The organism is Streptomyces sp. NPDC055632, assembly GCF_053618675.1.
In genome coordinates, this window is sequence record NZ_JBSHHY010000013.1 from 160,209 (window position 1) to 176,712 (window position 16,504).

Annotated in this window: 15 protein-coding genes; 6 read left to right on the forward strand and 9 right to left on the reverse strand. The window is 75.1% G+C overall.

Annotation, left to right across the window (positions count from 1 at the left end; translation table 11 throughout):
* Positions 1–384, reverse strand: a complete 384-nt coding sequence (locus tag ACWGSR_RS18990) for a cold-shock protein (protein WP_366376211.1) — start codon at positions 382–384, stop codon at positions 1–3.
* A 135-nt stretch (positions 385–519) separates the two neighbouring features.
* On the opposite strand from ACWGSR_RS18990, the gene ACWGSR_RS18995 reads away from it, so the two are divergent.
* A complete protein-coding gene (locus tag ACWGSR_RS18995) occupies positions 520–798 on the forward strand; it encodes a hypothetical protein (RefSeq protein WP_432086833.1) in 279 nt (92 codons plus the stop codon).
* Here the strand turns inward: ACWGSR_RS18995 and ACWGSR_RS19000 are convergent.
* Together ACWGSR_RS19000 and ACWGSR_RS19005 are read right to left on the reverse strand one after the other, a co-directional pair.
* Positions 786–1,415, reverse strand: a complete 630-nt coding sequence (locus tag ACWGSR_RS19000) for an HAD family hydrolase (RefSeq protein WP_453567631.1) — start codon at positions 1,413–1,415, stop codon at positions 786–788. The genes ACWGSR_RS18995 and ACWGSR_RS19000 overlap by 13 nt on opposite strands.
* Positions 1,416–1,643: 228 nt before the next feature.
* Entirely contained in the window at positions 1,644–2,768 is a 1,125-nt protein-coding gene (locus ACWGSR_RS19005; protein WP_453567633.1) for a hypothetical protein, read from the reverse strand.
* Positions 2,769–2,840: 72 nt separating this feature from the next.
* On the opposite strand from ACWGSR_RS19005, the gene ACWGSR_RS19010 reads away from it, so the two are divergent.
* Complete coding sequence (locus tag ACWGSR_RS19010) at positions 2,841–5,405, forward strand: helicase-associated domain-containing protein (RefSeq protein WP_453567635.1); 2,565 nt, start codon at positions 2,841–2,843, stop codon at positions 5,403–5,405.
* A gap of 18 nt (positions 5,406–5,423) precedes the next feature.
* On the opposite strand, the gene ACWGSR_RS19015 is transcribed toward ACWGSR_RS19010, so the two are convergent.
* On the reverse strand, positions 5,424–6,002 hold the full coding sequence (locus tag ACWGSR_RS19015) for a Uma2 family endonuclease (RefSeq protein WP_432086829.1): 579 nt from the start codon (positions 6,000–6,002) through the stop codon (positions 5,424–5,426).
* Positions 6,003–6,130: 128 nt separating this feature from the next.
* On the opposite strand from ACWGSR_RS19015, the gene ACWGSR_RS19020 reads away from it, so the two are divergent.
* Positions 6,131–7,771, forward strand: a complete 1,641-nt coding sequence (locus ACWGSR_RS19020) for a DNA repair helicase XPB (RefSeq protein ID WP_376240273.1) — start codon at positions 6,131–6,133, stop codon at positions 7,769–7,771.
* A 17-nt stretch (positions 7,772–7,788) separates the two neighbouring features.
* Here ACWGSR_RS19020 and ACWGSR_RS19025 read toward each other — a convergent pair whose 3' ends face one another.
* Positions 7,789–8,112: a hypothetical protein gene (locus tag ACWGSR_RS19025; RefSeq protein ID WP_453567638.1), complete on the reverse strand. Its 324-nt coding sequence runs from the start codon at positions 8,110–8,112 to the stop codon at positions 7,789–7,791.
* A gap of 84 nt (positions 8,113–8,196) precedes the next feature.
* A complete protein-coding gene (locus tag ACWGSR_RS19030; protein ID WP_376240268.1) occupies positions 8,197–8,385 on the reverse strand; it encodes a hypothetical protein in 189 nt (62 codons plus the stop codon).
* A gap of 255 nt (positions 8,386–8,640) precedes the next feature.
* Between ACWGSR_RS19030 and ACWGSR_RS19035 the strand changes: the two genes are divergently transcribed.
* Positions 8,641–10,704: a HelD family protein gene (locus ACWGSR_RS19035; protein WP_453567640.1), complete on the forward strand. Its 2,064-nt coding sequence runs from the start codon at positions 8,641–8,643 to the stop codon at positions 10,702–10,704.
* Between the two features lie 10 nt (positions 10,705–10,714).
* Here the strand turns inward: ACWGSR_RS19035 and ACWGSR_RS19040 are convergent, their stop codons facing one another.
* From ACWGSR_RS19040 to ACWGSR_RS19050, 3 genes are all read right to left on the reverse strand, one after another.
* Positions 10,715–11,596, reverse strand: a complete 882-nt coding sequence (locus tag ACWGSR_RS19040) for an aminoglycoside phosphotransferase family protein (protein ID WP_376240263.1) — start codon at positions 11,594–11,596, stop codon at positions 10,715–10,717.
* Positions 11,597–11,679: 83 nt separating this feature from the next.
* Entirely contained in the window at positions 11,680–12,387 is a 708-nt protein-coding gene (locus ACWGSR_RS19045; RefSeq protein ID WP_376240260.1) for a copper homeostasis protein CutC, read from the reverse strand.
* Between the two features lie 52 nt (positions 12,388–12,439).
* Entirely contained in the window at positions 12,440–13,417 is a 978-nt protein-coding gene (locus tag ACWGSR_RS19050) for a hypothetical protein (protein ID WP_453567643.1), read from the reverse strand.
* A 199-nt stretch (positions 13,418–13,616) separates the two neighbouring features.
* On the opposite strand from ACWGSR_RS19050, the gene ACWGSR_RS19055 reads away from it, so the two are divergent.
* Together ACWGSR_RS19055 and ACWGSR_RS19060 are read left to right on the forward strand one after the other, a co-directional pair.
* Positions 13,617–13,904 (forward strand): heavy-metal-associated domain-containing protein, encoded by a 288-nt coding sequence (locus ACWGSR_RS19055; protein WP_453567645.1) that lies wholly within the window; start codon positions 13,617–13,619, stop codon positions 13,902–13,904.
* A 119-nt stretch (positions 13,905–14,023) separates the two neighbouring features.
* Positions 14,024–16,306: a heavy metal translocating P-type ATPase gene (locus ACWGSR_RS19060; protein WP_453567647.1), complete on the forward strand. Its 2,283-nt coding sequence runs from the start codon at positions 14,024–14,026 to the stop codon at positions 16,304–16,306.
* Positions 16,307–16,504: the final 198 nt, after the last annotated feature.

Consider the following 16,504-nt stretch of genomic DNA (forward strand, 5'->3'; position numbering starts at 1 on the left):
TCAGACGTCGAGCTGGTCCGCGACCGCCCGCAGCAGGCCGGCGATCTTCTTGCCCGCCGTCTTCTCCGGGTAGCGGCCGCGCTCCAGCATCGGCGTAATGTTCTCCAGGAGCGTCGTCAGGTCCTGCACGATGGACGCGAGTTCGTCGGGCTTGCGGCGCTGGGCCGCGGCGACGGACGGGGTGGGGTCGAGGATCACGACGGACAGCGCCTGGTCGCCGCGCTGGCCGGCGACGACGCCGAACTCCACCCGCTGGCCCGGCTTCAGCGCCTCGACTCCGGCGGGGAGCACCGACGAGTGGACGAAGACGTCGCCGCCGTCGTCACGGGAGAGGAAGCCGAAGCCCTTCTCGCTGTTGAACCATTTCACCTTGCCGGTAGGCACGTCCGTCCTCGTCCTCGTCGATGGGGATGGCAAACGGCGGGTCGACCGACCCGCCGGCACCAAGGCTAATGGTCCGGAGGCCGGTGACAAGACGTCGCCGATGTGTTCCTACGGCCTGGGAACTACCCTGGTCGAATGCGTAGTGAAACCCGCGCCGTGCCGGTGGACGACAGCGCCCCGGGCGACGGCCTCGTCAAGGCCGGCGGCATCCTCTTCGTGATCGGCGCGGTCGCGACGCTGGTCACCGTGGCTCCGCTGTTCCTCGGGACGGACCCGTTCCCCACCGTCGCGTACACCGTCTCCATGCTGATGGGGGTCGGATTCCTCGTCGCCGCCGCCGGCGTGATGCGCTCGATCGCGGCCCAGCGGCGCCAGGCCAAGGCCGGTACGGGCACGCCCGCTCAGCCCAGGTAGGCCTCCCACCAGGCACGGAAGTCCGTCAGGTCCGCCAGGACCACGTCCGCGCCCGCCTCCCGCAGCTCCTCGGCGGGGCAGGGGCCGGTCGCCACGGCCACCGAGAGGGCGCCCGCCGCGGCGGCGCCCCGGACGTCGCCGGTGTGGTCGCCCACGTACACCCGGGCGCCGTGGGCGCGCAGGGCCTCCGCCTTGCCCTCGGCCCACAGGCCGCCGACGACCGCGTCGGGCTCGATGCCGAGGCGCTCGAAGTGCAGTTCGGCGTGGGGGCCGTTCTTGGCGGTGACGACGAGCGTCCGGCCGCCCGCCTCGCGGACGGCCCGGAGCGCGTCCTCGGCGCCCGGCATCGGGACGGTGGGCCCGATCGCGTACTCCGGGTAGAGCGCGCGGTAGCGGGACACCATCTCCGGGACGCGCTCCTGCGGGAACCAGTACGCCATCTCGTGTTCGAGCGGCGGTCCGAGGCGGGTCACGACGAGGTCGGCGTCGATCGCGACCCCGGTCTCGGCGGCGAACGCCTCCCACGTGGCCTTGATGCCGGGGCGGGTGTCGAGGAGGGTCAGGTCGAGGTCGAAGCCGACGGTGAGCGGCGCGTCCGGAGAGGTCATGGCTCCCATTCTGGGCCAGGCGGGGCGGGTGTTCGGGGGCGGTCCGGGGGTTCGGGGGTGGGGTCGGGGTAGGGGTCGGTCCCGGTGTCCGGTGGCAGGGTCGGGGTCGTGCCCGGGGGTTCGGGGGTGGGGTCGGGGTCGTACCCGGGTGCTCGGGATCGGGGTCGTACCCGGGTGTTCCGGGGCGGGGTCGGGGTCGTACCCGGTGGGCGGTGTCCCGGTCCGCGGCCCGGTGTCTCAGTGCTTGCGGGAGCGCCACAGCAGGAACAGGGCCGACGCGACCGCCGCCCCCCGCAGGACCCACGGCCAGGTCTCGGCGACCGCCGCGCCCATCGCCTCGCCGCCCGGGACCACCGGGTCGCCCCAGCGGCCCTGGACGCGGCCCCACAGCCAGAGCGTTCCGGCACCGGCGGCGAGGCCCGGGATCACCAGGACCGCGCCCTTGACCTCGCCGGGGGTCAGCCGGCGGGAGGCGTACGCGAGGAGCCAGCCCGCGGCGAGGGCGAGGAGCGAGCCGAAGACGGCGCCGCCGATCAGGAGCAGCGCGGCGAGCAGCACGAAGGGGTTGGCGAGGCGGGCGCGGGGCGGGGCCTCCGCCACCGGCGCCTCCGCCTCGGGGGCCGGGGCCAGGCCCTTGCGCGGGCGCAGGATCCGGGCCAGTACCCGGCGCTTCCCGGACGCGGGGGCCTCGGCCCCCTCCTCTTCCCCGTCCTCCTCGGGGGCGGGCGGCGTGAAGAGGTCCGGGCGCTCGATCCCCCCGAAGAAGCCGGGGACGCCGTCGGCGTCCTCCGTCCGCCACCAGTCGGGCTCCTCCGGGCCGTCGAAGACGCCCCGCTCCGCCCCGCCGTGGAACAGCGGCCGGTCCGGGCCCGACACGCCGGGGCGCGGTGCCGGGATTCCGGGCTTGTCGGGGGCGGTTCCCTCGCGGGGCGACCGGGTGCCGGAGCCCTTACGGCCGTCCGGGGCCGGACGGCCCGTCCGGCCCTCGCGGCCCGCCCGGTCGCCCGCCGGGGCGTCTCCGGGCTTTCCCGTACGGTCCTTCCTCCGCGTACGGGAGGAGTCACCCGGCTCCGGGCCGCCCCCGCGCGGCTGCGGCACCGGGCCCCGGGCCGTCTCCGGTTTCCCGGCGCCTCCAGGCACCCCCGCGCGGTCCACGACCTCGTCCGGGGTGCCCAGGGCGCCGAGGATGCCCCGCACCGCCGCCGGGGTCTCCTCGCCGTGGGTGGCGCGCCGGCGGTCGATCTCGTTCCGGAGCGTCGACACGAGCCGCATGCGGTCGCCCGCCGGCAGGTGGCGCTGCTGGGCCAGATCGCCGACCCGGCTCAGGTAGTCGTAGACCAACTGGTCGCTCTCGATGCCCACGGTGCCCCTCCACGGCCGGTTCGCCCGGTACGGCCCGACGTTAGCGCCTGCGCAGCGGTTAACGTGGTCCGGATGGGGATCGGTGGGCTCGACCGGGAGGCGCACGTGGCCGAGGGAACAGGCGCCGCCGCGGCGCCCCGCACGCTCGCGGAGGCGCTCCGCGCCCGGGGGGACGAGGGGCTCGCCGCGCTGCTGCGCGCCCGCCCGGACCTGCTGAACCCCGTGCCGAACGACCTGACGCAGCTCGCGACCCGCGCCGGGACGCGGGGCTCGGTGGTGCGGGCCCTGGAGCGGCTCGACCGGTTCGCGCTCCAGACGGCCGAGGCGCTCGCCGTCGCCCCCGACCCGGCCCCGTACCCCGTGCTCCTCGCCCTGCTCACCGGCGACGAGGGCGATCCCGTGATCGGGGCGGCGCTGCCGGGCGCGGTGGCGCTGCTGCGCGAACAGGCGCTCGTGTGGGGCGAGGACGACCGGCTGCGGCTCGTGCGGACCGCGCGCGAGCTGCTCTCGCCGTCGCCGCAGCACCCCTCCCCGACCGGGCTCGGGCCGACGGTCGCCGAGGCGACGTCCGGCATGTCGCCGGGCCGGGTGCAGGAGATCATCGCGACGGCCGGGCTCGCCGCGACGCACGACCCGGTGTCGGCGGTGGCGGCCCTGACCGGGCTCTTCACCGACCGGGCCCGGATGGGCGCGCTCCTCGACGAGGCGCCGCCGGAGGCGCTGGCGGTCCTGGACCGGCTCGTGTGGGGGCCGCCGTACGGCGAGGTGACGGCGAACCCGGCGCCGCCCGTGCGCTGGCTGCGCGACCGGGGCCTGCTGCTCCCGGTGTCGGCGCGGACGGTGGTGCTGCCGCGCGAGGTGGCGCTGCACCTGCGGGGCGGGCGGGCGCACCGGGCGCCGGAGCCGGTGGCGCCGGAGGTGGCCGTGCTGCGCGAGCACCGTCCCCAGGTGGTGGACGGCGCGGCGGCCGGGCAGGCGTACACGGCGCTCGCGACCGTCGAGGAGCTGCTGAAGTCCTGGGACAAGGGGGGCCCGCAGGTGCTGCGGGCGGGCGGGCTCTCCGTGCGGGACCTGCGGCGGACCGCCGCCGCCCTGGACGTGACGGAGCCGGTCGCGTCCTTCTGGCTGGAGCTCTGCCACGGGGCGGGGCTGCTCGCCTCGGACGGGGAGGCGGACGAGCGGTACGCGCCGACGCCCGCCTACGACGACTGGCTGGACCTGCCGCCCGCCGAACGCTGGGCCCGGCTCGTCGCGCCCTGGCTCGCCTCGACCCGCACGCCGGGCCTGGCCGGCGGCCAGGACGCGAAGGGGCGTGCGCTCTCCGCGCTCGGGCCCGACCTGGACCGGGCGGCCGCGCCCGAGGTGCGGCACCGGGTGCTCGGCCTCCTGGCGACGCTGCCGCCGGGCGCGGCGGCCGACCCGGAGACGCTGTTCGCGCGGCTGCGGTGGGAGCGGCCGCTGCGGGGCGGGGTGACCACCGGTCCCGCCTCTCCCGGTACGGAAGGCACCGACTCCGCCTCCGTCCTCCCCGACGACCTGCGGTCCCGGCTCGCGCGCTGGTCGCTCGCGGAGGCCGAGCTCCTGGGGCTCACCGGCCGGGGCGCCCTGGCGGCCCCGGCGCGGGCGCTGCTCAACCTGCCGCTGGCCGAGGCCGCGTCGCCGGCCGACGAGGGCGGCGGGGTCGAGGAGTCGGTGGCCGCCGAGCGGGCGGCGACGCTGCTCGCGCCGCTGCTGCCCGAGGCCGTCGACCACGTGCTGCTCCAGGCCGACCTGACGGCGGTCGCGCCCGGCCCGCTGCGGCGGCCCCTCGCGGACGCGCTCGCGGTCCTCGCGGACGTGGAGTCGAAGGGTGGCGCGACGGTCTACCGGTTCACGCCCGGCTCCGTGCGGCGGGCCCTCGACTCCGGTCTCGCCGCGTCCGACGTGCACGCCTTCCTCGCCGCGCACTCCCGCACGCCGGTGCCGCAGCCGCTCGCGTACCTCGTGGACGACGTGGCCCGGCGCCACGGGCACCTGCGGGTGGGGGCGGCGTCCGCGTACGTGCGCTGCGACGACGACACCGTCCTCGGCGAGATCCTGGCCGACCGGCGCTCAGCCGCCCTCGGCCTGCGGCGCCTGGCGCCGACGGTGCTCGCCGCGCAGACGGACCCGGCGGCGCTGCTCGAAGGGCTGCGGGCGATGGGGTACGCGCCGGCCGCCGAGTCGGCGGAGGGGGACGTCCTGGTCACGCGCGCCGACGCGCACCGCACGCCCGCGCGTACGGCCCCCGTTCCCGTCCCGGACGGCCCGCCCGCCCCGGACGCGACCCTCCTGCACGCGGCGGTGAAGGCGATCCGGGCGGGCGACCGGGCGGCGACGGCGGTCCGCAGGGAGCCGGCGGTCCCGGCCCCGGCCGGTTCCCTCCCCCGCACCTCGTCCGCCGAGACCCTGGCGACCGTCCAGGCGGCCGCGATGACCGGCTCGGCGGTCTGGATCGGCTACGTGAACGCGGACGGCGCGGCGAGCCAGCGCGTGATCGCCCCGGTCCGCGTGGAGGGCGGTTTCGTGACGGGCTACGACCACACGGCCGACGAGATGCGCACGTACCCGCTGCACCGGATCACGGGCGTGGCGGAGCTGGCGGACGACCAGGTGTGACGGGGCCGGGGCCCGTCCTCAACGGCGCGGAGCCACCAGGGCGCCGGGGTCGAGCTTCAGCGGGAACGGCGCCTCCACGGCCGTCTCGCGCCCGGCCTCGGCGACGAGCCGCTCCACGTAGTGCCCGTCCCGCAGCTCGGAGACGACGAGGGCGGGCGCGGGCTCCAGTTCCAGGCGCCACAGGTGCTCGATGCCGGCCTCCGCGTAGTACGGCGGCTTGAGCAGCCGGTCCGTGCGGCGGCCGGAGGACGACGGGGAGACGATCTCGACGACGAGGAGCACGGCGTCGGCGTCGCACGTCACCGGGTTCTCGGCTGCGGCAGCGGCCTCCACGACGACGATGTCGGGGATGAAGAGCCCGTCGGGCAGGACGACGTTCACGGCTTCGAGGACCTCGGCGGACATACCGGCCGCCTGGACGGCGGAGTCGAGCAGACTCCACAGCCGCGACGAAGCCCGCTGGTGCAGGAATCCCGGAGCCGGTGACATCAGGAGTGCTTCCCCCATCAATTCGCGACGTTCACCACGGTCCTCCCCCAGAGCCAGGACCTCCTCTATCGTCCAAGGCCCGTAATGCGGATCGTGAGCCACGCTCATCTCTCGCCACCTCCCTCGCGCGGAAACCGGTGCCCCCAGTGTGGCAGCCCCTGCCGACATGGGCCCCGTATCAGGCAGACTGGAGGATTGGCCGTCGTCGGAGCGGCCCGGGAAGGATCTGATCGCGCGTGAACGGACCACTGATCGTCCAGAGCGACAAGACGCTGCTCCTGGAGGTCGACCACGAGCTGGCCGAGGCCTGTCGGCGGGCCATCGCGCCCTTCGCGGAGCTGGAGCGGGCGCCGGAGCACATCCACACGTACCGCGTGACGCCCCTCGGGCTGTGGAACGCGCGGGCCGCCGGGCACGACGCCGAGCAGGTCGTGGACGCGCTCGTGGAGTACTCGCGCTACCCCGTGCCGCACGCGCTGCTCGTGGACGTCGCCGAGACGATGGACCGGTACGGGCGGCTCACGCTCTCCAAGCACCCCGTGCACGGGCTCGTGCTCACCACCACCGACCGGCCCGTCCTGGAGGAGATCCTCCGGTCGAAGAAGGTGCAGCCGCTGGTCGGGGAGCGGATCGACCCGGACACCGTGGCCGTGCACCCCTCCGAGCGCGGGCAGATCAAGCAGACCCTGCTGAAGCTGGGCTGGCCGGCCGAGGACCTCGCCGGGTACGTGGACGGGGAGGCGCACCGGATCGACCTCGCCGAGGACGGCTGGAGCCTGCGGCCGTACCAGAAGCAGGCCGTGGAGGGCTTCTGGCACGGTGGCTCCGGCGTCGTCGTGCTGCCCTGCGGCGCGGGCAAGACGCTGGTCGGCGCCGGGGCGATGGCGGAGGCCAAGGCGACCACCCTGATCCTGGTGACCAACACCGTCTCGGCCCGGCAGTGGAAGCACGAGCTGGTGAAGCGGACCTCGCTGACCGAGGACGAGATCGGCGAGTACTCCGGGACGAAGAAGGAGATCCGGCCCGTCACCATCGCCACCTACCAGGTGCTCACGACCCGCCGGAAGGGCGTCTATCCGCACCTGGAGCTGTTCGACTCCCGCGACTGGGGCCTCATCGTCTACGACGAGGTGCACCTGCTGCCCGCGCCCGTCTTCAAGTTCACCGCCGACCTCCAGGCCCGCCGCCGCCTCGGCCTCACCGCGACCCTCGTGCGCGAGGACGGGCGCGAGTCGGACGTGTTCTCGCTGATCGGACCGAAGCGGTTCGACGCGCCGTGGAAGGAGATCGAGGCGCAGGGGTACATCGCGCCCGCCGACTGCGTCGAGGTCCGGGTGAACCTGACCGACTCGGAGCGGCTCGCGTACGCGACGGCCGAGCCGGAGGAGAAGTACCGCTTCTGCGCGACGACGGCGACGAAGCGGAAGGTGACGGAGGCGCTGGTGAAGAAGTTCGCCGGTCAGCAGACCCTCGTCATCGGGCAGTACATCGACCAGCTCGACGAGCTGGGCGAGCACCTCGACGCGCCGGTCATCAAGGGCGAGACGTCGAACAAGGAGCGGGAGCGGCTCTTCGACGCCTTCCGCACCGGGGAGATCAGCGTGCTCGTCGTCTCGAAGGTCGCGAACTTCTCGATCGACCTGCCCGAGGCGACGGTCGCCATCCAGGTGTCCGGCACCTTCGGCTCCCGGCAGGAGGAGGCCCAGCGCCTGGGCCGCGTGCTGCGGCCGAAGGCCGACGGCCACCAGGCGCACTTCTACTCGGTGGTCGCCCGGGACACCATCGACCAGGACTTCGCGGCGCACCGGCAGCGCTTCCTGGCGGAGCAGGGGTACGCGTACCGGATCGTGGACGCGGACGAGCTGCTGGCGCCGTAGCCCCGGCCTCCCCGTCCTCAGTCCAGGGCGGCGAGGAACGGACCGGCGAACGCCAGCACGTACTGGGCGGTGACGAGCGCCCGGCGGGGCACGGCGAGGGCGGCCGCGCCCGCGGCGGCTCCGAGGGCCAGGGCCCAGAAGCCGGCCGTGAGGAACCCGCCGCCCACGCCGTCGCCCTCGACGGCGTCGGTGAGCCCGAGGGCGGCGGTGAGCACCAGGCACGCCGCGAGGAGGAGGAACCCGCAGAGCGCGAGGACGCGGAGGGTGCGGGTGCTCGGGGCGGTGGGGCCGGGGAGGTCGGCGGGGGCGGGGAGGTCGGTGGGGTGCGTCGGCGTCGTCATGTCCCGATCCCATCAGGGGATGCGGGGGCGGCGTCAGGCGTCGCGGTACTCAGCCGGGCGGGGCACGTACTCAGAACGGCGCGCTCAGACGGACGTGCGCTCGGGCGCGTACTTCGGGCGCGGGTCTCTCACGCCCGCCTCCGGCGGGCCGTAGTCGCCGAGGAGGACGACTCCGGCCGCGGCGCCGCCGAAGGCGCGTATCGCGCGGAGGGCAAGGCCCACGCGGTGGAGGCGGGGGGCCGTGGTCACGAGGGTGAAGGTCGTCGCGGACATGCTTCCATCATGGAATCCGGACATTACGAACACATCGCCCTGAGGGTCGATCCGGGACGGACCCGGGGTCCGACGTGAGACCTACCCCGTCCCCTACGGGGTGGACACGGGGACAAACCATTCGCACCGCGCCCCGCCCAGGGTCTACACTCGCCAGCTTCCCCGCCTCCCCCGTGGAGAGCCGCCGCCCGGTCGGAAACCGGCGGCCACCTCGACGTGTCCGCGTATCCGCGCATCCGCCCCGGAGGCTCCGCCGTGTCCGTGCCCGTGTCCGTGCCCGATCAGCCGCTGTCCGACGACGATCCGCTCGCGCGCGAACGCGCCCACCTGACCGCCTCCCGCTCCGCCCTGCGCGCGATGCGCGAGGACGTGCAGGCGCTCGACATCAAGGACGTCACCGCGAACTGGGTGAACGCGGTCGTCCTGGAGCGGCAGATCGAGGACCGGATCAAGGCGCTGGCCGACCTGGCCGGGACGCCGCTCTTCTTCGGGCGGCTCGACTACCTGCACACCACGCAGGAGGGACAGCGGTTCTACATCGGGCGGCGGCACGTCCACGACGCCGGCGGCGACCCGATGGTGATCGACTGGCGCGCCCCGGTCTCGCAGCCCTTCTACCGGGCCTCGCGCAAGGACCCGCAGGACGTGGGGCTGCGGCGCCGCTTCGGGTACACGGGCGGCGAGCTCACCGCGTACGAGGACGAGCACCTGTCCGACCCCGAGGAACTGGAGCGCACCAGCCGGCTGCTCCAGGCGGAGATCGAGCGGCCGCGCGTGGGCCCCATGCGGGACATCGTGGCGACGATCCAGCCCGAGCAGGACGAGATCGTCCGGTCGGACCTCTCGGGGTCGGTGTGCGTGCAGGGAGGGCCCGGGACCGGCAAGACGGCCGTAGGCCTGCACCGCGTCGCGTACCTGCTCTACGCGCACCGGGAGCGGCTCGCCCGCACCGGCACGCTGGTCATCGGGCCGAACCGTTCCTTCCTCCAGTACATCGAGCAGGTGCTGCCCGCGCTGGGCGAGCTGGAGGTCAGGCAGGCGACGGTGGACGACCTGGTGGCGCACGTCGAGGTGCGGGGGACGGACGGGGCGGCGACGGCGGTCGTGAAGGGCGACGCCCGGATGGCGGAGGTGCTGCGGCGGGCGGTCCGCTCGCACGTGAGGCTGCCGGAGGAGCCCCTGATGGTGGTGCGCGGCTCGCGCCGCTGGCGGGTCCCGGCGTACGAGATCGAGGAGATGGTGCGGGAGCTGCTCGACCGCGACATCCGGTACGGGGCGGCCCGCGAGGCCCTTCCGCAGCGGATCGCGCACGCCGTGCTCGTGCGGATGGAGCAGGCGGGCGAGGCGCCGGACGACCGGGTGCAGAACGCGGTGGCGCGGAACGCGGCGGTGAAGGCGGTCGTGAAGGAGTGCTGGCCGCCGGTGGACCCGGCGAAGCTGGTGCTGCGGCTGCTGAGCGACGCCGACTTCCTGGCCGAGCACGCCGAGGGGGTGCTGACGGAGGACGAGCAGAAGCTGCTGCTGTGGGAGAAGCCGGGCCGGAGCGTGCGGACGGCGAAGTGGTCGGCGGCGGACGCGGTGCTCGTGGACGAGGCGAAGGACCTGGTGGAGCGGACGCACTCGCTCGGGCACGTGGTCCTCGACGAGGCGCAGGACCTGTCCCCGATGCAGTACCGGGCGGTGGGCCGGCGCTGCACGACCGGTTCGGCGACCGTCCTGGGCGACCTGGCGCAGGGGACGACGCCGTGGGCGACGGAGAGCTGGGCGCAGGCGCTCGGGCACCTGGGGAAGCCGGAGGCGGTGGTGGAGGAGCTGACGGCCGGTTTCCGCGTGCCGCGCGAGGTCATCGCGTACGCCTCACGGCTGCTTCCGCACATGTCGCCGGGGCTCGCGCCGGTGGAGTCGGTCCGGGAGAACCCCGGTTCGCTGGCCGTCCGGCACGCGGCGGCCCCGGAGGACCTGGACGCGGACGTGGTCGCGGCCTGCGTCGAGGCGCTGGGCCACGAGGGCTCGATCGGCCTGATCGCCGCCGACGCGCGGATCGCGCCGCTCGCGGAGGCGCTGACGGCGGCGGGCCTGCCGCACCTCTCCCCCGGCGAGGAGACGACGGCCGAGTCCCGGCTGACCCTGGTCCCGGCGTCGCTCGCCAAGGGCCTGGAGTACGACTACGTGGTCCTGGACGAGCCGGCGGCGGTCGTCGACGGCGAACCCGACGAACGCACGGGCCTGCGCCGCCTGTACGTGGCGCTGACGCGCGCGGTGTCGGGCCTGACGGTCGTTCACTCCGCCGCCGTGCCCGAGCAGTTGGGGGAGATCTGATCCGGGGCGGTCAGGTGAAGTCCGCCAGGGCCTCGGTCCGGGTCCGGCGGGCGACCGACGCCAGGACCGGGTTCTCCTCCCGGTAGTACGCCTCGGTGACGACGCCCCAGCACAGGGCCCAGCCCCGGCCCCGGGCCCAGGTGGCGTCGTCGACGCGGGAGGCCTCGCGGAAGAGGGGGCGGGTGGTGGCGGTGAGGAGGGACCAGCCGGCCATCATGTCGCAGGCCGGGTCGCCCGTGCCGAGGCCGCCGAAGTCGATGACGGCGTGCAGGCGCCCGTCGCGGGTGAGGAGGTTGCCGGGGAGCAGGTCGGCGTGGACCCAGACGGGTGCGCCCCGCCACGGCGGGAGGCGGAGCACCGACTCCCAGGCCTCCGTGACGGCGGCGGCGTCGAGCCCGCCGTCCGCGCCGAGGGCCTCGATCGCCGGGGCCATCGCGCCCCGCTCCCAGTCGGTGACCGGGCCGCCCCGGAAGGACACCGGTCCGCCGGTCGCGTCCGCCGCGCGCAGGGAGACGCCGAAGCGGCCCAGCTCGACGGCGGCGTGGGCGGGGTCGGTGATCGGGGCGTCGTACGCGTCGTCCCCGTCGATCCACGTGCACACCGACCAGGGCCGGTCGAAGCCCTCCCCCGGCACGCCGTGTCCGACGGGCACGGGGACGGGCAGCGTCAGGTGCGGGGCGAGGCGCGGCAGCCAGTACCGCTCCCTCTCCGCCTGCCCCTCGGACCACTCGGCCTTCGGCAGGCGTACGGCGAGGTCGTCCCCGAGCCGGAACATGGCGTTGTCCGTCCCCGCCGAGTCCACGGCCCGTACGGGCAGGTGCGCCCAGTCGGGGAACTGCGCGGCGACCAGGCGCTCGACGAGGGCGGTGTCGACGGTGCGGGAGGCGGGCATGCGGGCGAGGGTAGTTGTCGGCGCACGAGGGGACCACGTGTTTTCCCGTACGCCGGCGGTCCGTCGGCGTACGGGACCGGTGCTCAGGAGAGCGGTGCGTCCACCGCCTCGCGCCACGTGCGGACCGCGGCCGCCGAGACCGGGGCCGTCCAGCCCTCGGGGCGGGCCGCGCCGCCGATGTGGAAGGCGTCGAGGCCCGCCGCGCGCAGTTCGGGGAGGTGGTCGAGGCGGAGGCCGCCGCCGACGAGGATCCGGGCCTCGTAGCCGGGCTCGCCCGCACGCGCGGCCTCGGCCTTGAGGGTGGCGAGGCCGTCGTCGACGCCGGTGGCGGAACCGGCCGTGAGGTAGGTGTCGAGGCCCGGCAGGTCCGCGAGGCCCTTGCGCAGTCCGTCGCGGTCGGCGGCGCGGTCGATCGCCCGGTGGAAGGTCCAGCGGCAGCCGTCGAGGACGGCGATCAGCCGCTCGACGGCGACCAGGTCCGGCTCGCCGTCGGGGGTGAGGAAGCCGAGGACGAACTCGTCCGCGCCCGCCTCCCGGAGGTCGGCGGCGCGGGTGACGAGGGCCTCGACGCCCTCGGGGCCGCCGGCCGAGAATCCGTCGGCGAGCCGGAGCATCACGCGCAGCGGGATGTCGACGGCGGCGCGGATCGCGGCGAAGCCGGCCCCGGACGGGGTGAGCCCGTCCGCCGCCATGTCGGTGACGAGTTCGAGCCGGTCGGCGCCGCCGGTCTGGGCGGCGACCGCGTCCTGCTCGTCGAGGGCGATCACCTCAAGGACTGCACGGTTGCTCATCGAAGCCCATTCCTCCATGAATGACGGCTATAGGTCTAGTCCAATGACCAGCCTAGCCGTGCTCGTGCCCGCCCGCACCGTGCTCGGCCTCACCATCTGCGGAAACGGGTGCCCCGGAAGCGCCCGCCCACACCGTGAAGGCCGCCGTCCGCACCTCGCCCCCGTGCCGGAAGTCCAGGAACAGACGGTACGCGCCCGCGCTGGGCGCCGTCGCCGTGAAGGAGACGTCCGGGCCGGGACCGCCCTCGTTCGGGTGGACGTGGAGGTGGGCGAGGTCGCCCTGACGCAGGGCGACGAGATGTCCGTACGCCCCGAGGTACGGCTCCAGGTCGGTGACCGGCTTCCCGTCCTTGGAGACGGTGAACCGCAGCTCGCCGGGCTTTCCGGGGTCGAGGGTGCCGCCGAGGCGGACCCGGTACCCGTCCGCGTTCGCGGTCGGCGCGGCGGCGGGCAGCGGCTTCGGCGCGTACTCCCCCGGCACGGAGACGTCGGCGCCGAGCGTGAGGGCCCGGGCCCCGGGCGCGGCGGGCTTGAAGTCGGCGAAGGCCTTGTAGGGGCCGGCGGCGGGCAGGTCGGTCTCGGCCGACCAGGTGCCGTCGGCGGCCTTCACCGGGTGCAGGTGCCGGAAGACGGTGAGGTCGCGCGAGGCGACGACGAAGTGCATCTCCTTCTCGTGCTCGGTGGCGAAGGCGGTGACCTTCCCGCCCGCCGCGTCCTTGACGGAGAACCTCAGGACGGTCCGGCCGGGAGCGGGGGCGGGGGTCGGGTCCTCCAGGGCGAGGGTGTAGCCGCCGTCGGAGACCTGGAGGCCGCCGGGAGCACTCGGAGCGGGGGTCTTCGGGGCGGGGACGTTCGGAGCGGGGGCGTTCGGGGTGGGGGCCGTCTCCTTCTCGTGGTCCGGGTGCCCGTCGGCCGCCGGGGCCTTCGCGGGGGCGGCGGACGGACCGACGGCCGCACCGACCCCGTACGCCGTCCCGAAGGTCGCGGCGAGCGCGGCGGCAAAGGCGGTGATCTTCGCACCGGTGTTCATGACTGCTCTCCCGTAGGTCGTACGCGGGCGGCGCGGGTGACCGCGCCCTGAACCGTTCGACGCATGTCACGATACCCCCAGGAGGTATCAAGTCAAGCCGGTGACCCGCTTGCCACGCATACGAGCGGGGGGTATACATGGAGTCGTGAGCCGATACCCCCCTAGGGTATCGAGGAGAGAATCGACCGAGGAGGAAGCCATGGGCTCCTGCTGTACCCCCGACAACGGCTGCTCGACCGGCGCGAACGGCGCGACCACCGTCGCCGTCGCCGACACCCGCACGACCGTCTACGCCGTCTCCGGCATGTCCTGCGGCCACTGCGAGGCCGCGGTCACCGGCGCCGTCGGCGCGCTCCCGGGGGTCGTCTCCGTGGACGTCGACGTCGCCGGCGGCCGGGTGACCGTGACCACCGGCGGCGCGCCCGACGACGCCGCGATCGCCGCGGCCGTCGACGACGCGGGCTACGAGCTGACCGGCCGCGCCTGACCGCGCCGGTCCACCGCGTCCGCCCCGGCCACCGCGTCCGCCCCGGCCGCCGGGACCCGCCGCACCGCACCCCACCCGGGCCCCGGCCCCGGACCCGTACCCCACGAGGAGCAGAGTCCATGGCAACGACGACATCCGGCACGGCTCAGGTCGAGCTCGCCATCGGCGGCATGACCTGCGCCTCGTGCGCGGCCCGCATCGAGAAGAAGCTCAACCGCATGGACGGGGTCGAGGCCACCGTCAACTACGCCACCGAGAAGGCGAAGGTCACCTTCGACGCGGACGCGGGCGTCGGCGTCGCCGACCTCATCGCCACCGTCGAGGCCACCGGCTACACCGCCGCCGAGCCCGAACCCCCGAGGAGCGAGGCCACCGGTACGGGCTCCTCCGGCGCGGGCCCCTCCGACGAGGAGAGGGCCGACGAGGAGCTGCGGCCCCTCAGGCAGCGGCTGATCACCGCCGTCGTCCTCGCCGTCCCCGTCGTCGCCATGGCCATGGTCCCGGCCCTCCAGTTCACGTACTGGCAGTGGCTGAGCCTCGCGCTCGCCGCGCCGGTCGTCGTCTACGCCGCCTGGCCCTTCCACCGGGCCGCCTGGACCAACGCGAAGCACGGCGCGGCCACCATGGACACCCTGATCTCGGTCGGCACGGGCGCCGCGTTCCTGTGGTCGCTGTGGGCGCTGTTCCTCGGCACCGCCGGGACGCCCGGCATGACGCACCCCTTCGAGTTCACGATCGCCCGCACCGACGGCGCCGGGAACATCTACCTGGAGGCCGCCGCGGGCGTCACCGCCTTCATCCTGGCCGGCCGGTACTTCGAGGCCCGCTCCAAGCGGAAGGCGGGCGCCGCGCTCAAGGCCCTGCTGGAGCTCGGCGCCAAGGAGGTCACCGTCCTGAAGGACGGCCGGGAGGTCACCGTGCCGACCGCCGGACTCCGCGTCGGGGACCGCTTCCTGGTCCGCCCCGGCGAGAAGATCGCCACCGACGGCACCGTGGTCGAGGGCTCGTCCGCCGTGGACGCCTCCATGCTCACCGGCGAGTCCGTCCCGGTCGAGGTCGGCGTCGGGGACGCCGTCACCGGCGCCACCCTCAACGCCGGCGGCCGGCTCGTCGTCGAGGCCACCCGCGTCGGCTCCGACACCCAGCTCGCCCGGATGGCGAAGCTCGTCGAGGACGCGCAGAACGGCAAGGCCGCCGCCCAGCGCCTCGCGGACCGGATCTCGGCCGTCTTCGTGCCGGTCGTCATCGCGCTCGCCCTCGGCACCCTCGGCTTCTGGCTCGGCACCGGACAGGGCCTCACCGCCGCGTTCACCGCCGCCGTCGCCGTCCTGATCATCGCCTGCCCGTGCGCCCTGGGCCTGGCCACCCCGACCGCCCTCATGGTCGGCACCGGGCGCGGCGCGCAGCTCGGCATCCTCATCAAGGGCCCCGAGGTCCTGGAGACCACCCGCAGGGTCGACACGATCGTCCTGGACAAGACCGGCACCGTCACCACCGGCCGGATGACCCTCCTCGCGGTCCACACCGCCGACGGCACGGACGAGAAGGACGTCCTGCGGCTCGCGGGCGCCCTGGAGCACTCCTCCGAGCACCCGATCGCCCAGGCGGTCGCCGCCGGCGCGGCCGACCGGGTGGGGACGCTCCCCGCCCCCGAGGACTTCGCGAACGTCCCCGGCCTCGGCGTGCAGGGCGTGGTCGAGGGCCACGCGGTCCTCGTCGGCCGCGAGAAGCTCCTGGAGGAGTGGGCGACGGCCCTCCCGTCCGGCCTCAAGTCGGCCAAGGACGCGGCCGAGGCAGCGGGGCGGACCGCCATCGCGGTCGCCTGGGACGGCGAGGCGCGCGCGGTCCTGGAGGTCGCGGACGCCGTCAAGGACACCAGCGCCGAGGCGGTCCGGCGGCTGCGCGCCCTGGGACTGCGGCCGGTCCTGCTCACCGGCGACAACCGGGCGGTCGCGGAGGCCGTCGCCGCCGAGGTGGGCATCGACGAGGTGATCGCGGAGGTCATGCCGCAGGACAAGGTCGACGTCGTCAAGCGCCTCCAGGGCGAGGGCCGTTCGGTCGCCATGGTCGGCGACGGCGTGAACGACGCCGCCGCGCTCGCGCAGGCGGACCTGGGCCTGGCGATGGGCACGGGCACGGACGCCGCCATCGAGGCCGGCGACCTGACCCTCGTACGGGGGGACCTGCGGGCGGCGGCCGACGCGATCCGGCTCTCCCGCCGGACCCTCGGCACGATCCGCTCGAACCTCTTCTGGGCCTTCGCCTATAACGTGGCGGCCCTGCCGCTCGCCGCGGCCGGACTGCTCAACCCGATGATCGCGGGCGCGGCCATGGCCTTCTCCTCGGTCTTCGTGGTGGGCAACAGCCTGCGGCTGCGGGGCTTCAAGGCGACCGACGGCTGAGCGGGGCGGCGCGCGGGGGCCGGGGACGGGGACGGGGCCGAGACCGGAGCCGAGACCAAGGCCGGGCCCGGAGCCGGAGCCCCGGCCCGTCCGAAGCCGAAGCAGAAGCAGAAGCCAGAGCCGGGGGCGGGCGGTGGGGGGGGGCCCGCGCGCCGGGGGCGCGGCCCGCCCCCCCCCCAGCACAACCCCCCAGAAAGA

Bases quoted from the DNA above. Each gene is read 5' to 3' on its own strand.
- ACWGSR_RS18995 (WP_432086833.1), top strand. From the start codon at position 520: ATGCGTAGTGAAACCCGCGCCGTGCCGGTGGACGACAGCGCCCCGGGC.
- ACWGSR_RS19000 (WP_453567631.1), bottom strand. From the start codon at position 1,415: ATGGGAGCCATGACCTCTCCGGACGCGCCGCTCACCGTCGGCTTCGAC.
- ACWGSR_RS19010 (WP_453567635.1), top strand. From the start codon at position 2,841: ATGGGGATCGGTGGGCTCGACCGGGAGGCGCACGTGGCCGAGGGAACA.
- ACWGSR_RS19015 (WP_432086829.1), bottom strand. From the start codon at position 6,002: ATGAGCGTGGCTCACGATCCGCATTACGGGCCTTGGACGATAGAGGAG.
- ACWGSR_RS19025 (WP_453567638.1), bottom strand. From the start codon at position 8,112: ATGACGACGCCGACGCACCCCACCGACCTCCCCGCCCCCGCCGACCTC.
- ACWGSR_RS19030 (WP_376240268.1), bottom strand. From the start codon at position 8,385: ATGTCCGCGACGACCTTCACCCTCGTGACCACGGCCCCCCGCCTCCAC.
- ACWGSR_RS19040 (WP_376240263.1), bottom strand. From the start codon at position 11,596: ATGCCCGCCTCCCGCACCGTCGACACCGCCCTCGTCGAGCGCCTGGTC.
- ACWGSR_RS19045 (WP_376240260.1), bottom strand. From the start codon at position 12,387: ATGAGCAACCGTGCAGTCCTTGAGGTGATCGCCCTCGACGAGCAGGAC.
- ACWGSR_RS19050 (WP_453567643.1), bottom strand. From the start codon at position 13,417: ATGAACACCGGTGCGAAGATCACCGCCTTTGCCGCCGCGCTCGCCGCG.
- ACWGSR_RS19055 (WP_453567645.1), top strand. From the start codon at position 13,617: ATGGGCTCCTGCTGTACCCCCGACAACGGCTGCTCGACCGGCGCGAAC.
- ACWGSR_RS19060 (WP_453567647.1), top strand. From the start codon at position 14,024: ATGGCAACGACGACATCCGGCACGGCTCAGGTCGAGCTCGCCATCGGC.